The organism is Rhizobium ruizarguesonis (assembly GCF_012349115.1).
GTDB lineage: Bacteria > Pseudomonadota > Alphaproteobacteria > Rhizobiales > Rhizobiaceae > Rhizobium > Rhizobium ruizarguesonis.
The window spans coordinates 79,532-94,534 of record NZ_PQIG01000144.1; the positions used below are offsets into that span (position 1 = coordinate 79,532).

Here is a 15,003-nt window from a genome sequence, read left to right on the forward strand (position 1 = left end):
AAATCAAGCCCTCACAGCATATCGCGGCGATTGACGGAGCATCGAAAAGACCTCGACAGGTTGTGTCATCCTCCCGCAGAAAAGAGAGACAGTCCTCGCGTTGTCGAGGACATAGAGCACGGAGTCCTGTTGGCTGCGATCGACGCAGGTTCAGCCCATTGCCATCCAAACGGCGAGCCAGATCCACATGGCAGCGAGTACGACATAGCCTGCCGCAAAAAGCGGGCTGCGATAGCGCAATTCGTTGCTGGTGACGTGGACAGCGGCGTGAGCATAACGCAGGGCAACGAAGATCCAGGCAAGCCCGACGGTGACGATATTATCGGAGTCCGTGATATAAAGAAGAATGCAGCAGACATGGAAGAGCACAGGCAGTTCGAACTGGTTGGCGAGGCAGTTCTTGACGGCAAGGCTCTCGGCCGGCTCGCCGCGGTTTTCGCGATAATCCGATTTCGCGATGCTGCCGGCGCGGATCATTTTTGCCCGCCGAAGCCCAAGAAGCGCGTAAAGACCATAGACCAGGGCGACATGGGCGAGGAGTGGCCAGAAGATTTGATAGCCGGTCATATGGCCGTTTCCTTTCCGCTTTCGCATTCGTTGCGAGCAGTAGCCGAAAGGAGAAAAGGATACCAGCGTCGGCGGCCCGCCATCAGAATATGGCGGGCCGCCCGGTTTCATCAGACCTGCGCGCGGCCGCCATCGGCGAAGAGTTCGGCACCGGTGACGAAGCTGGAATCATCCGAGGCAAGGAAGAGAGCGGCTGCGGCAACTTCCTCGGCACGCCCGACCCTGCCCATTGGCACCTGGGCCGCAAGATAATCAAGCAAGCCCTGCTGTTGGGCTGGGTCCTTACCCGCCAATTCGACCAGCCCGGTCGTCTCCGTCGGACCAGGGCTCAGCGTGTTGATCCGAATGCCGCGATCCTTCACGTCAAGGATCCAGTTGCGCGCAAAGCTGCGCAAAGCAGCTTTCGATGCGGCATAAACACTGAAGGCGGGCGTGCCGGTCGAGCCTGCTGTCGATCCCGTCAATATGATCGATGATCCTCGGGCAAGCAGTGGCAGGGCCTTCTGCACCGTAAAGAGAACCCCCTTCACATTCCGATCGAAAGTATCGTCATACTGCTCTTCGGTAATTTCGCCGAGGGGCAGCATGGATCCTCCGCCCGCGTTGACGAAGAGCACGTCAATTCGCCCGGCCTCTGCCTTCACCCGCTCATAGAGTTGATCGAGGTCGGCAAGATTGGCCGAATCAGCCTGAATGCCGACAACCCCGCCGCCGATCTCAGCGATGGCTGCATCGAGAACAGCCTTGCGACGGCCGGTAATGAAAACCCGTGCGCCCTCAGCCACGAAACGCTTCGCTGTTGCAAGACCAATGCCTGACGTGGCGCCGGTGATGACCGCAATCTTTCCATCCAGTCTTTGTGTCATTGTCGTCTCCTTTGTTCGACTGGAGCTGAGATATGGACGGAGGGACCGTTTCGAAATAGAAATAATTGAAAGCTATCGTTTCAGGAATGACATGACTAAATTTCCGGATTTCGAAGGCCTGGCGATGTTTGCAAAAGTCGCCGAAGAACGTTCTTTCGCGCGGGCTGCTCAAACACTTGGGGTGTCCGTGCCGACCGTTTCGCGTGCCGTGAGCCGGCTTGAGCAGAGGCTGGGAGCAAGGCTTTTCAACCGCACTTCGCGGCAGCTCGCCTTGACGGATTTTGGCCTGCGACTGATCGACAGCGCCGCACGGATCTATGCTGAGGCCGAGGCGGCAGAAAACACAGCCCGCGAGCTTGCTACCCGGCCGAGGGGCCTCATCAGGCTTGCCGCGCCAATGGACTTCGGCACACGCTGGCTGGCCCCGATCCTGCCCGATTTTTTCGAGCTCTATCCGGACATTTCCATCGACCTGCATATGAGCGATGCCGTCGTCGATATCGTGGGAGACGGCTTTGATGCGGCGCTTCGAATTGCGGTACTGCCGAATTCGTCATTGGTGGCGCGCAGGCTCACGCCGGTTGATCGCTTCATTCTCGCTTCATCCGCTTACATCGCTCGACATGGCGCGCCGGAACACCCTCGAGAGCTAGCTGCGCACCATTGCCTCGGATACGCCTACAGGCCGCGCCAAGACGTCTGGCGCTTGCGTAACAGTGAAGGCAAGGAGGAGGTCATAGTGCCAAGTGGCGCCCTCAGGGCCACCAATTCGCAAGCCTTGGTACCGATGGCGCTACGCGGCCTCGGGATCATCGAACTACCGGAATTTCTCGCGTATGACTATCTCATCGACGGCCGGCTGAAGCCAATCCTTTCCGGCTGGACGCTGCCTGCCGGCGCACTGTATTTCGTCACCCCTTCTGCTCGGAGCCGACCTGCGAAGGTCGAGATCCTTTCCGATTTCATGGTGGCAAGACTTTCAAATCCGGCCTGGCGGTGGAGGGGCTGACAGCCGCTTCAGGGTTCACGCGAAGAGAGCCAGCGCATGACGGCGAGCCGGGCGGCGACGATGAAGCAGATGGCGAGGCTTGCGAATTTCAATCGCGTCATCCAGGGCAGCAGGTGCGTTGCAAGACCTGCATACGCGCTGTTGCCGAAGGCGATGAGGCTCGAGATGTTCTCGCCGTAGTCGGCGATGCCATAGATGAACGGCAGCAGGTAGACCGCCTTGCCAATGACCGGATGCACCGATTGGCCGAACCACGAGCCGGCGGGACCGAGCTTGAGGAAAGCGAGGAACAGCAGCGCCGTCAGCAAGGCCGGAAAGATCAGCTCCGGCCCAAAATACATGGCGCGCAGCAGCCTGGTCGCCGTCTCGTTCTCATCGAGCAGCTTCTGCATGTGGAAGACCGCCGACTCGTCGTAACCGGCGAAATAGGTATCGAGCACCGCCTGGCCGGTTTCGTGCTTGAATGGAACGACGAAGCCGAAGGTCGTCCAGGCGAGCACGGCAAGGCAAAGGGCTGCGAGCAGCGCGACGATCCAGAGAGGAATCCCGCTGCCCGCCTTCATGCTCAGAGGCCGGCGCCCGGATAGTTCGGGCTCTCGCGGGTGATCGTCACGTCATGGGCGTGGCTTTCGCGAAGACCGGCGCCGGAGATGCGCACGAAAGTGGCCCGCTCCTGGAAATCCTTCAGATCCTTGCCGCCGACATAACCCATGGCCGCCTTGAGGCCGCCGGCGAGCTGGTGGATGACGCCCGAAACCGGCCCCTTGTACGGCACCTGACCTTCGATGCCCTCAGGCACGAGCTTCAGCGTGTCGCGCACCTCGGCCTGGAAGTAACGGTCGGCCGAGCCGCGGGCCATGGCGCCGACCGAGCCCATGCCGCGATAGGCCTTGAAGGAGCGACCCTGGTAGAGATAGACCTCGCCCGGGCTCTCATCGGTACCGGCAAGCAGCGAGCCGATCATGACCGCGGAAGCGCCGGCGGCGATCGCCTTGGCCAGATCGCCGGAGAACTTGATGCCGCCATCGGCGATGACGGGCACGTCCTGATCATTCGCGGCCTGCACCGCCGACATGATGGCGGCGAGCTGCGGCACGCCGACGCCGGCGACGATGCGCGTCGTGCAGATTGAACCCGGACCGATACCGACCTTGACGGCATCCGCACCGGCATCGATCAGCGCCCTGGTGCCGTCATAGGTGGCGACGTTGCCGGCCATGATGCGCACCGAGTTGGAAAGCTTCTTGACGCGGCTGACGGCATCGAGGACGCGCTGCGAGTGGCCATGGGCGGTATCGACGACCAGAAGGTCGACGCCGGCCTCGATCAGACGCTCGGCGCGCTCGAAGCCGTCATCGCCGACGCTGATGGCGGCCGCGGCGCGAAGCCTGCCCTGCGCATCCTTGGAAGCGTTCGGGTTCAGCTGCGACTTCTCGATATCCTTGACTGTGATGAGGCCGACGCAGCGGCCTTCGGTATCGACCACCAGAAGCTTCTCGATGCGATGCGAATGCAGCAGGCGCTTGGCTTCCTGCTGATCGACGTTTTCCTTGACGGTGACCAGACTGTCCTTGGTCATCAGCTCGTGGATCTTCTGTTCCGGATCGGAAGCAAAGCGGACGTCGCGGTTGGTCAGGATGCCGACGAGGCGGCCGGACTTCTCCACGACGGGGATGCCGGAAATGCTGTAGGACTTCATGAGCCCGAGCGCATCGGCAAGCGTCGCATCGGGGCCGATCGTCACCGGATTGACGACCATGCCGCTTTCAAACTTCTTCACTTGCCGGACCTGCTCGGCCTGCTCGATCGGCGTCAGGTTGCGATGAATGACGCCGAGGCCGCCGGCCTGGGCCATGGCGATCGCCAGGCGGCTCTCGGTGACGGTATCCATGGCTGATGAAATGATCGGGATGTTGAGCTCGAAATCCCGGGCGATGCGGGTGGAGATATTCGTCTGGCCCGGCATGACCTCGGAATGTCCCGGCTGCAGCAGCACGTCGTCGAAGGTAAGCGCGTCTGCGCCGGTTGCCGTTTCAATGATGCGTGCCATGGCCAAATTCCTTCGTTTAATAAAAATGCGACCCTGTCCGGAAACGAATCGTCCGCCCCGGCGGTCTGCATGGGTTGCTTGGAAGTTGGCGAGGGCTGGTAACACGTCTATGACAGGAAGGAAATAGCAAAAAGCCCAGCATGTCCGCCAGGCTCGTCATGGGTGCCATGCGCCCAGAGCATTTCGGGAAAAGCGCCAAGCACTTTTCCGTTCGGAATTGCATAAAAACAAGAAGTTAGAGCGGCCCAGCGCTTCCGTGAAAGGCTGAACCGTTCCAGATCAGATGTCGAACTGATAGGTCTTCGGCACGAAGCGATAACCGCCATCCTGCCGACCGACGAAGCCGACCGCCGGGAACGGCATGTGGTAGCCAAGGAAGGCGATCTTCTCGCTCGCAATCATCTCGAAAACCTTGCGGCGCGTGACTGCCGCTTGCGTTTTGTCCATGTCGAAACGCACCTCCCAATCCGGCCGCAGCAGCGACAGGATATAGTGGTTGGCCGTATCGCCTGTGAGCACAAGGCGTTTGCCCTCGGATTCGACGTGGAACACCATATGCCCCGGCGAGTGGCCGGACGCCAGCATCGCCGTTACGCCTGACGCAAAGCTATCGCCATCCTTGACGAAGGTGGTCTTTTCGGCGAGCGGCACGACATTGGCGAGCACCGCCTTGTGGCCGCCCTCGGCGGGCGTGCCCTCGCGTGCCTTGTCCGACCAGAAATCATATTCCGCCTGGCCGACGACATAGCGGGCATTCTTGAAGGCAGCCGCGCCGTCCTCCGTCAGACCGCCGATATGATCGCCGTGCAGATGGGTCAGCGCCACCAAGGTGACGTCGTCGGCCGAATATCCTGCCGCCTTCAGACCTTCGATCAGCTGGCCGGCACCGCGTGCGCGGCCGCTGGCGCCAAAGCCGGTATCGACGAGGATGACATCCGAACCGGTATCGATGAGAGCCGGCGTATAGCCATTCATGAACTTGTCGGCCGGCAGGAAGTTTGCGGTCAGCAACGCCTTGACCGTTTCGGGATCCTGATTGGTGCCGAAGGTCTCATAGGGCTTTTCGACAATGCTGGTGCCGTCGCGGACGACGGTGAATTTATAGGAACCAAGCTTAAATTGATTGATCTCGGGCAAAGGCGTTCCATCCATATGATTGCGCTCTCCAGTTGCGGCCGCTTCGGCCTTCTCTTTAAAAATTGCCGGCGCCGCCAGCAGGCCAAGGCCTGCGGCAAAAGGGTGCGCCGCTTTATTCCCGACGAAATTGTCATATGTCCATCCTTCATGACGTGCAGGCCTTCATGACGTGCAGGTGCGTCACCGCACGGCCCCCGGTGTCGATTCCGCGGCCGGATTTCTTGCCCCGGCCAGGTAAACATATGTCAATCTTGACAGGCGACGTTGATGCGCAAGCCGTCTCACGCAGACGTGAAGCAAACGTGTCGTCGACCCGGATTTGGGGATTGGCATAGCCCGCAGCTGGGACTAAACAGCACGGGCCTTTCCAGCTTCGATCCGCTGCCCCATCAAGGCTCCCGCCTATGAATCGCATCGTCCCGCTGATCCTTGCCGTCGCCCTTTTCATGGAACAGATGGACTCCACCGTCATTGCGACGGCGCTGCCGGCGATCGCGGCGGATTTGCATGTCGGGCCGATCACGCTGAAGCTGGCGCTGACCTCCTACATGGTGGCGCTGGCGGTATTCATCCCGGTCAGCGGCTGGATGGCCGACAGGTTCGGCGCCAAGAAGATCTTCCGCCTTGCCATCTCGGTCTTCGTCATCGGCTCGATCTTCTGTGCCGTCTCGTCCAACCTCGTCGAATTCGTGTTTGCCCGCTTCCTGCAGGGCATGGGCGGCGCGATGATGACACCGGTCGGCCGCCTCGTGCTGGTGCGCACGACACAGCGCAGCGATCTGGTCTCGGCCATGGCGCTGCTCACCATCCCCGCCCTTGTCGGCCCGCTCACCGGCCCGCCGCTCGGCGGCTTCATCACCACCTATTTCAGCTGGCACTGGATCTTCCTGATCAACGTGCCGGTCGGCATCATCGGCATCTGGCTTGCGACGATTTTTCTGCCGGAGGTGGAAGCGACGGCGCCGCCGCGGCTCGATTTCACCGGTTTCGTGCTGACCTCGCTTTCGGCCGCAGGCGTCGTCTTCGGCCTGTCGGTGGTCAGTCTGCCAGCCCTGCCCCCGATCATCGGCGTCACCGCCACCTTGATCGGCCTCATCTGCGGCGTCCTCTACGGGCGCCATGCCAAGCGGCATCCGGCGCCGATCCTCAATCTCAACCTGTTCAAGAACCCGACGTTTCGGGCCTCCACTTTGGGCGGCATGCTGTTTCGCATTTGCGTCGGTGCCATGCCCTTCCTGACGCCGCTGATGCTGCAGCTCGGCTTCGGGCTGACGCCGTTTCAATCCGGCCTCATCACCTTTGCAGGCGCGATCGGGGCGATCACCACCAAGTTCATGGCAAAGCGCGTCTTCGCCGCTGCCGGCTTCCGCACGACGCTTCTCGGCGCCGCCGGGGTAACGACCCTGGTGACTGTCATCACCGGCCTTTTCACGCCGTCGACGCCGCACCTCGTCATCATCGGCGTGCTGCTGCTCGGCGGCTTCTCCCGCTCCTTCATGTTCACCGGGGTGAATGCGCTTGCCTTCGCCGATATCGATGATGCCGAAGCCAGCCAGGCGACATCGATGAGCTCGGTGATGCAGCAGGTCAGCCTGGCGCTCGGCGTTGCGGTCGCCGCCGCCATCCTGGAGAGCTCGATCTATATCAGCGGCGAAGCGCTACAGGTGGCCGATTTCCACCTTGCCTTCTACATCATTGCCGGACTGACGGTTATTGCGACCATTCCCTTCATCCGGATGGACCGCAATGCCGGCGCGCTCGTTTCCGGACACCGCTTGAAGACGATGACGGCCGCAACTGTTGAAGCTGAACAGCACGCGGTGAAATAAAGCGTGTCGCGCAAAAGTGTGGAGCGGTTTTGCGATAACGACATGCGTTGGAAATAAAGACTAAAGCGCGAGAGCGAATCTGAAAGATTGCGACGCGCTTTTGGAAACCGTTACTCCGGGTTTTCGCAGACGGCAGAGAGCTTGTTGCCGTCGAGATCACGCACATAGGCGGCGTAGAAATGGGCATGGTAGGAGCGCAGGCCGGCCCTGCCCTCATCCACGGCGCCTGCCGCGATCGCTGCCGCATGGAAGGCGTCGACATCCGCCCGTGTTTCGGCTGCAAGCGCCACCATGGCGCCATTGCCTGAGGTCGCCCGGCGGCGATTGAACGGCGTCACCACCCAGAAGCGGCAGCGCGTATCGCCCTCGGCGGCATAGCCGATTTCCTCCTCCGAAGAGCGCTGGCGGCGATAACCGAGCACAGGCAGCACGGCATCATAAAAATGCCCTGCGCGATACAGATCGTTGGTTCCGAGCGTGACGTAAAGAAGCATTGGGATCAGCGGTTCAAATCCTTGCAGCGCCGCGCCTCCTTTGAGACGCGCAAAGGACGCTGTGGCGCTTTCAATTGCTGCATAATTTATCCCTATATCGATTCCGATTTAAGGAATTAGGCAGTCGATCGCCATCATCGGACAGGACCGGCCCAAAGATCAAGCTTCCTCTGCTTCACCTTCGGCCTTGCGCCCCTTGAACCCCTTGGCCAGCAGGAACATCTCGACCGATTCGGCGCGCGACGAGTTCGGCTTGACATGGACGACCTGGCGGAAGTTCTGCTTCAGCATGGCGAGCAGTTCGCGCTCGGTGCCGCCCTGAAAGGTCTTGGTGAGGAAGTGGCCGCCTTCCTGGAGCACTTCGACGGCGAAATGTGCCGCGACTTCGCACAGATGCATGGTGCGCAGATGGTCGGTGCGGTGGTGGCCGGTGGTGGGTGCTGCCATGTCTGATATGACAAGGTCGGGTGTGCCGCCGACGGCCTCCAACAGCTTTTCCGGCGCGGTCGGATCGAGGAAATCGAGCTGCAGGATCTTGACCCCCGGCAGCTGGGTCATTTCGAGGAAATCGATCGCAGCCACACGAATATCATCATCCGTCGAGCCGGTGACTTTGGCGGCGATCTGCGACCAGCTGCCCGGAGCAGCGCCGAGATCGATAATGCGCCTGGCGCCGCGCAGGATATGATGTTTCTCGTCGATCTCCAGCAGCTTGAAGGCGGCACGGGCGCGATAGCCTTCGAGCTGGGCGCGCTGCACATAGGGATCGTTGATGTGGCGCTCCAGCCATTGGCGGGAGGAGGCCTTCATCTTCTTGTTCTTGACGCGCTGGCCGAGCTTGCGGCCGGTGCGGTTTCCGGCGATCGGTGCCTTGGTCATGCCTTTTCCCTATCTCGCGCGCTGGCCGCGGCGGTTGCGGTGGCGCCGCCACACGCCGTCATCGGCCATCATGTCGGTGAGCAGGCCTTCCCTCAAGCCGCGATCGGCAACGCGCATGCGCGGGCTTGGCCAGCGGCGGCGGATCGCCTCGAGGATGGCGCAGCCGGCGAGCACCAGATCAGCCCGATCCGGCCCGATGCAGGGATTGGCGGCACGGCTTGCGAAATCCCAGGAGAGAAGCTTTGCCTGCATGGCGGAGACCTCGTCATCGGACAGCCAGATGCCATCGACCTTGCGCCGGTCATAACGCGGCAGGTCGAGATGGACGCCGGCAAGCGTTGTCACCGTGCCAGACGTGCCGATCAGATGGAAGTCGCCGGTCTGGGCGACCTCGATCTCAGGGCAATCGAAGCGTCCGAGCATGCCTTCGACTTCGCGCACCATGCCTTCGAAAGCTTCCGGCGTGACGTCGTGCCCGCCATGGCGCTCCGACAGCGTCACGACGCCGACCGGCAGCGAGGTCCAGTGGGTGATATGATTGGCGAGGCGGCTGAAGCGATTGTCGCCGATACGGATGACGGCGATCTCCGACGAACCGCCGCCGATATCGAACAACACGACGGAGCGCGTCTCGCGACCGACCAGCGAGGAGCAGCCGGAGACGGCAAGCCGCGCTTCGGTCTCGCGATCGATGATCTCAAGCGCCAGGCCGGTTTCGGCAACGACCCGGCTGAGGAATTCCTCGCCATTGATCGCCTGGCGGCACGCTTCGGTGGCGATCAGCCGCATGCGGCGGATCTCCCGGTTCCTGAGCTTGGAGGCGCAGATCCTCAACGCCTCGATCGCCCGCTCCATCGCCTCGTCGGACAGACGGCCGCTGGCCGCAAGGCCTTCGCCGAGGCGCACGATGCGGGAAAAAGCGTCGACGACGCGGAACTGACCGGGACGGGTCGGCTGGGCAATGAGAAGACGGCAATTGTTGGTGCCGAGATCAAGAGCGGCGTAGAGCTCCTCCGGCCACACATGCTCGCCGGCCTGGCGATCACCCTGATGTCCGGCATGGACATGGCTGTCCTGGCGGCCCTTGCGGTTGGCGGCCGCGCCGTTTTGGGTTTCGCGCGGGAGGGCGATGCGCCCCGTCTCTTCCGCGCGGCTTTCCTGCTGTGGTGCACCTGCTGGTTTTGCCGATGTCAGCGGCCGGCCCTGCAGGCCGCGCTTGCCGCGATGCTTGCGGCGGTTGCGACGGCTCGGCGCCGAATCGCCATCGGACCGGGCGGCATGATCTGCCACTCCGGCCTGTTCCATCACATGAGGTTGAGGTGAACCGTCCTGCACGGCACCATGGCCGCCACGACGGCGACGCTTGCGCTTGCGAGCCGGATTGCCGGCTGCATCTTCCATCGGGCGTGCAGGCTGTCCGGCACCGCCGGAAGGCTCATGCGAAGCGGGGTGAGCCGCGTTGCGGGATTGCCCGCCACGTTTGCCCTTGCGGCGCCTGGACTTCTTGCCGTCCTTGCGCCCTGCCGCCGACGCCCCGTCAAATTGCGGCTTTGCGCCGCCTTCGGGGTCTTCCACGTTGTTTTTCCATCGCGCCGCGCAAGTCCTGAGGTATGCAGCAGGCGCTCATTCGATTTTTGCGTTGCGGCAAGAATATCAGCGCCCGCCGAAATCGCCAAATTCTTTTTTGGACGGGGGATTTGCAGCGATTTCACCTTTCCCCGGCAGCACCGATTTTTTTCAAAACAGCTATTTGCAATCCCCCGGCTTTTGGTTATAAGCGCCGCACACCAGCCGGCCGCCCGCCGGTTCGCTTATGCTGGGGAATAGTTCAATGGTAGAACGACGGACTCTGACTCCGTTAATCTTGGTTCGAATCCAGGTTCCCCAGCCAATATTTCACTAAGCGATTGATTTTACGGCAAAACGGGTTTGCTTGTGTCTGCCCTCCCCGTCCCCTCCTCCAATGCCTGCTTCCTTTTCGTTGCCCTGATCATTTAAATCGACGGGCGCAGGATGTCGGCGAATCCGACATCCTGGCTCGGGCGAGCATCTTACAGCATCTACGCATACACGCGCCCATGTCGATTTTGTTGATTTCGGGCGCGCCGTAGCGAGCAGCGATGGTAGGCGCTATTGGCATCGGCCAGACGTCTTCTCGCTTCTGGAACGGCCATAGACAAAATTGGTCAGCGACTGGGAAGACAAATGCAAACTAATGAGGGTTCCGGAATGCTGATTTACAACAGCGCAGAAAATAAAGATTGAAATCGGCCGCGCCCGCAAATCTTTTATCAGGCCATACTGTTCTCCCTCCAAGATCTCTGTGTTAGGCAGCCCCAAAGCGCCAATGTTGGGCGCGACAAAGTTACGCTCTCGATATCGAAGGCAGGCGCTAGCATTGAAGGTTTACAGACCAGAGATCGATGGCTTAAGGGCCATCTCGGTGATCGCGGTTATTCTGTATCACGCCGAGTTCACGGTTGCCGGCCACACGTTGCTGCGGGGCGGATACATCGGCGTCGATGTGTTTTTTGTGATCAGCGGCTTTCTGATCTCCCAAATTCTGCTGACAGAAATCGAAGCAACGGGGCGTATTGATTTCCTTAAATTCTATGCTCGGCGCGCGCGAAGAATTCTGCCTGCGTTGTTTTCAGTCATTTTCGCGACAATTCCTTTTGCTTATTACCTTTTATTACCATCGGAACTCCTGGATTACGCGAATTCCATAGGTTCGTCGCTCCTATTTGGATCGAATATCTATTTCTATTTTACGGCGGCCCAGTACGGGGAGCCCAACACCCTTCTCAAGCCTTTTCTTCACACCTGGTCGTTGAGCGTCGAAGAGCAATTTTATATCGGGTTTCCGCTCTTATTGCTGATCACGCGCCGATACTTGAAATCAAGGTTTCTGCCATGCGTGTTGCTCGTGGCATCCCTCAGCTTTGTATTGTGTGTCGTAACGGTACGGTATGATCAGCAACAGGCCTTCTACTCACCACTCACCCGGGCCTGGGAACTGTTGGCCGGAACACTTCTCGCCTATCACGAGGTGAGGCGTGGACGAACTCGCCCTCGGCCGTTACTCGCGGCGGCCGGGCTTGTCCTCGTTCTTGGTTCGCTCATCTTGTTCAGAAAGGACACGGTTCATCCTGGCCTGGTAACTGTGATCCCAGTCATTGGGACCTGTCTGGTGCTCGCATTCACCAGTCAGCAGGACGCGGTCGGGCGCCTGTTAGCTTCTCGACCTGCGGCGCTCACCGGAATAATATCCTACTCTTTATATTTGTGGCATTATCCGGTCTTCGCCTTCGCGCGGCTGACAAGCTTGAATTTCAACAACGGCGATAAGGTTCTTGCCATCGCAGCGACGGTCTTGGTCGCGGTCGTGAGCTTTGTCGTTATCGAAAAGCCCCTTCGCCACACCAGGAGAAGCCGCGCTTTCTGGATCTACCTGAGCGCATCAGTTGCAACCATCACGGCTGCTGTTGTGTCAGCAATCTCTATGGCCGGTTTTCCTCACAGGTTGGATCAAATTTATCCACCGCTCGCGCAGACGAACGAAGCACGGCTCGAAAGCACTTTTCTAAGCTTGAACAACAACATTCAAGCTGGGAAGCCCATTATCTTCATAATTGGGGACTCGCACGCCAGAAACTGGTCGATCGCGCTGAAAAATTACATCGATGCCGACCGATATCAAATCGTGGCAATCAGCTACTTAAACTGCATGGTGGAGATCAAGAACGATATTGTTAAGGCCCCCTCTCGCGCCAGCATTTACGATAAATATTGCATTCCCTTTGAAAAATATATCAACGACAAGTCATTGCTCAGCCGAACGAAAGCGATTTTCCTTACGAGCCTTCGGCCTTTTGAGTACACCGTCAACCCCTTTAGGTTTGAGCTTCTTTCCTGGATGAAAAGCCACTCGGATGACGCGCGAATTTTCGTTTTCGGAAATTATTTCCAGCTCGACGAATTACACTCGTGCCTAGGGCTCATGTTTCAGAGAAAATCCGATGCCTCTATATGCCTGCGGGAAGCGACCTATCCGCCGGCCAACCAGCCTTTAGAGCAACTGCCATTTTTCCCACCCGATCTAGCGTTCACCTACGTCGATATCGTCAAGCTTCACTGCGATTACGACAAGGAGAAATGCCTCACGAGCAGCAGGGGTGTTCCGTTCATCACAGACTGGAACCATCTGACAGCAGAATTTCTGACGACCCTGATTGGTGACATTCTGGAAAAGAGAACCGCCGACCTACGGGGCGACGGTCTGCTCGATTTCCTGGTACCGCCGCACGCCAGGCAATCCGAACGAACTGCAAGTTCTCAGCCGAACGCTGGTCGAACGCCTTCCGCTTCTCCATCAAATTAAGCGGCCAGACGCCGGGAACGACGGTGAACTTGGTGTTCAAGTCTGGATCCTCGGCATACCCCATCGTCTCGATGAGCCGGTTCTCATCGCGCATGAACGGGAAGCAGACGATGAGCGCCTTCCACTTCCCGTCCTCATACCAGACGTCGCTGAACTCGATCGAGCCGGCGTGCATTTGGGCCACCTTCGATCCGATAGCAGTCGCATAGTTGCCCTGCAGCGCGTACCTGAGCGTCAGCGTGGTAGAGCCCGGGATCGCGTCAATGACGTTGATCTGCCAGCCTTGACGGCACACCCGTGTAATAGAGGACGATGGGAGCGCCAACCTCTTGCTGCTATTCAAAGAGGATGAGGCTTGCCGGAGTTGGCGGCAACGGTTTGACGATGACGCCGGCAAGACCGGCCAGTCCTGCCATCTCAGTCAGCTCACTTTGCGTATAAGCCTGGCCCGCCGGCGTGCTGGCGAGCATCTCCCAAGAGAACGCCGCAGGAAAAGGCGGCGACACGCGATCTTCGTTCGGTACGAAATCCACCGCGACGATCCGACCATCCTCTGCAAGGCTCGCGACGATCTTTCGTAACAGTTGGGCACACGTCGGCAGATCGAAATGGTGCAGAAAATTCGGAAGCAGGACAAGATCATAACCCGTGCCCCATTCCACATCGAAGGCACTGCCGGCAATTGTCTGGTACCGGTCAGACACGCCGGCGTTTTCCGCATTCTGCCTCGACAGCTCCAACACGGCGGCCCAGTCGACGGCGACGATCTCCGCGGATGGAAGGGCCTTCGCAATTTCGATCCCGAAAAAGCCTGGACCTGCAGCAATGTCCAAAACTTTCTTGGGGTGCCTAGTCCAGCCGGAGATTTCGTCAGCCAGTATTTTGGCGCTGAGCCCCGTAAAAGAGCCCATGCCGCGCGCAAACTTCAGCCAGACGGGGTTGTCTGCCGAAATGTTTGCAAGCCCGGCCGAACCGCCGTTTCGCACGACGGCGGTCGGATCGCGCAGAAAATTATCGAGTATTTCGGGTGCAGCGACGAACTCGACGGCAGAGCCCATATAGGCTGGCGAATTGCGATCGAGGAACATTCTGGTCGAGGGCGTCATTCGGTACTGTCCGCTCTCCTTTCTCAGGAAACCGTGGACCACGAGGTAGTCGCACAGGATGCGCACCCCACGCTCCGAGGCGCCTGTTGCCGACGCCAGCAACGCTGCCGTTTTGCCCTCGCCGATATGAGTAAAGAGATCAAGCTCGATGGCCGCCCTGATCGCCGCCGTTTTCCGGCATGCAAACAGTGCATCGACCACGAGTTCGGGCGACACGACGCCAGCATGGGCGTCCTCGACGATTGTTTCCATGGGATCCCCCAGAGGTCCTCGACCGGTCTTGTCCGGCAGCGCCAGCCGCAGAATATGCGCATATTCGCATATTCCACAATACTTACCGCGCTAGCCCTATCGGGCTCTCCCGCCTCAATGGTGGAACTGTCCTGCCGACCGCCGCGACGTTATTCGAGTTGCTCTTCCTCGTCGGCAAACTGCAGATCGAAGCGCCCTCTCGGCTTTATCCTGACGGGTGGTGGAGCTTCAGGCGACAAGGCCGTTCCGGACCTGCTGGCCATTCCGGCGGGCAAGCCCAGATCGCTTCTGTTCAGCCGGCTCAAGCAGTTTCGGGCCATCGCCACCCGTTACGACAAAAAGGAAAGGTCATTCGCTGCATTCCTCGCTCCGGCTGCCGCGCGGGTCTGCTGCCATCATTCACGGGATAGCCTAGAACAGAGAATGCCGGTCA

The 15,003-nt window shown here is 59.8% G+C and carries 11 protein-coding genes, 1 tRNA gene and 2 pseudogenes; 5 read left to right on the top strand and 9 right to left on the bottom strand.

Translation table 11 applies throughout. The features are described 5' to 3' along the window. Positions 1–150 precede the first annotated feature (150 nt). Together C3Y91_RS36840 and C3Y91_RS36845 are read right to left on the bottom strand one after the other, a co-directional pair. Positions 151–567 carry an MAPEG family protein gene (locus C3Y91_RS36840; RefSeq protein ID WP_018070193.1) on the bottom strand — a complete coding sequence of 139 codons (417 nt, stop codon included), beginning with the start codon at positions 565–567 and terminating at the stop codon, positions 151–153. Between the two features lie 110 nt (positions 568–677). Continuing rightward, positions 678–1,433: an SDR family oxidoreductase gene (locus C3Y91_RS36845; RefSeq protein ID WP_168576412.1), complete on the bottom strand. Its 756-nt coding sequence runs from the start codon at positions 1,431–1,433 to the stop codon at positions 678–680. A 91-nt stretch (positions 1,434–1,524) separates the two neighbouring features. On the opposite strand from C3Y91_RS36845, the gene C3Y91_RS36850 reads away from it, so the two are divergent. Then, complete coding sequence (locus tag C3Y91_RS36850) at positions 1,525–2,442, top strand: LysR family transcriptional regulator (protein WP_130765437.1); 918 nt, start codon at positions 1,525–1,527, stop codon at positions 2,440–2,442. Between the two features lie 8 nt (positions 2,443–2,450). Here C3Y91_RS36850 and C3Y91_RS36855 read toward each other — a convergent pair whose 3' ends face one another. From C3Y91_RS36855 to C3Y91_RS36865, 3 genes and pseudogenes are all read right to left on the bottom strand, one after another. Continuing rightward, positions 2,451–3,005, bottom strand: coding sequence for a hypothetical protein (locus C3Y91_RS36855; protein WP_130764981.1), 555 nt, complete (start codon positions 3,003–3,005; stop codon positions 2,451–2,453). A 2-nt stretch (positions 3,006–3,007) separates the two neighbouring features. Beyond that, complete coding sequence (gene guaB / locus C3Y91_RS36860) at positions 3,008–4,492, bottom strand: IMP dehydrogenase (RefSeq protein ID WP_075224348.1); 1,485 nt, start codon at positions 4,490–4,492, stop codon at positions 3,008–3,010. 279 nt (positions 4,493–4,771) lie between these two features. Beyond that, a pseudogene (locus C3Y91_RS36865) lies at positions 4,772–5,763 on the bottom strand (MBL fold metallo-hydrolase). Between the two features lie 270 nt (positions 5,764–6,033). Here C3Y91_RS36865 and C3Y91_RS36870 point away from each other — a divergent pair. After that, entirely contained in the window at positions 6,034–7,458 is a 1,425-nt protein-coding gene (locus C3Y91_RS36870) for an MFS transporter (RefSeq protein WP_168576413.1), read from the top strand. Positions 7,459–7,568: 110 nt separating this feature from the next. Here C3Y91_RS36870 and C3Y91_RS36875 read toward each other — a convergent pair whose 3' ends face one another. The 3 genes from C3Y91_RS36875 to C3Y91_RS36885 all read right to left on the bottom strand — a co-directional run bounded on the left by C3Y91_RS36875 (position 7,569) and on the right by C3Y91_RS36885 (position 10,406). Then, positions 7,569–7,952: a VOC family protein gene (locus C3Y91_RS36875; protein ID WP_018497453.1), complete on the bottom strand. Its 384-nt coding sequence runs from the start codon at positions 7,950–7,952 to the stop codon at positions 7,569–7,571. A gap of 159 nt (positions 7,953–8,111) precedes the next feature. Continuing rightward, positions 8,112–8,831, bottom strand: coding sequence for an RlmE family RNA methyltransferase (locus C3Y91_RS36880; RefSeq protein ID WP_018497452.1), 720 nt, complete (start codon positions 8,829–8,831; stop codon positions 8,112–8,114). Between the two features lie 9 nt (positions 8,832–8,840). Next, the gene (locus C3Y91_RS36885) at positions 8,841–10,406 is read right to left on the bottom strand and encodes a Ppx/GppA phosphatase family protein (RefSeq protein WP_168576414.1); all 1,566 of its coding nucleotides are present in this window, start codon (positions 10,404–10,406) and stop codon (positions 8,841–8,843) included. A 242-nt stretch (positions 10,407–10,648) separates the two neighbouring features. Between C3Y91_RS36885 and C3Y91_RS36890 the strand changes: the two genes are divergently transcribed. Both C3Y91_RS36890 and C3Y91_RS36895 read left to right on the top strand, forming a co-directional pair. Then, positions 10,649–10,722: transfer RNA gene (locus C3Y91_RS36890), tRNA-Gln, on the top strand. Positions 10,723–11,229: 507 nt separating this feature from the next. After that, entirely contained in the window at positions 11,230–13,212 is a 1,983-nt protein-coding gene (locus C3Y91_RS36895; RefSeq protein ID WP_020397433.1) for an acyltransferase family protein, read from the top strand. Positions 13,213–13,547: 335 nt separating this feature from the next. Here the strand turns inward: C3Y91_RS36895 and C3Y91_RS36900 are convergent, their stop codons facing one another. Then, on the bottom strand, positions 13,548–14,570 hold the full coding sequence (locus C3Y91_RS36900; RefSeq protein WP_018070231.1) for a class I SAM-dependent methyltransferase: 1,023 nt from the start codon (positions 14,568–14,570) through the stop codon (positions 13,548–13,550). 192 nt (positions 14,571–14,762) lie between these two features. Between C3Y91_RS36900 and C3Y91_RS38810 the strand changes: the two are divergent. Next, positions 14,763–14,957: pseudogene (locus tag C3Y91_RS38810) on the top strand (IS5 family transposase); the annotation flags it as partial. Positions 14,958–15,003 lie beyond the last annotated feature (46 nt).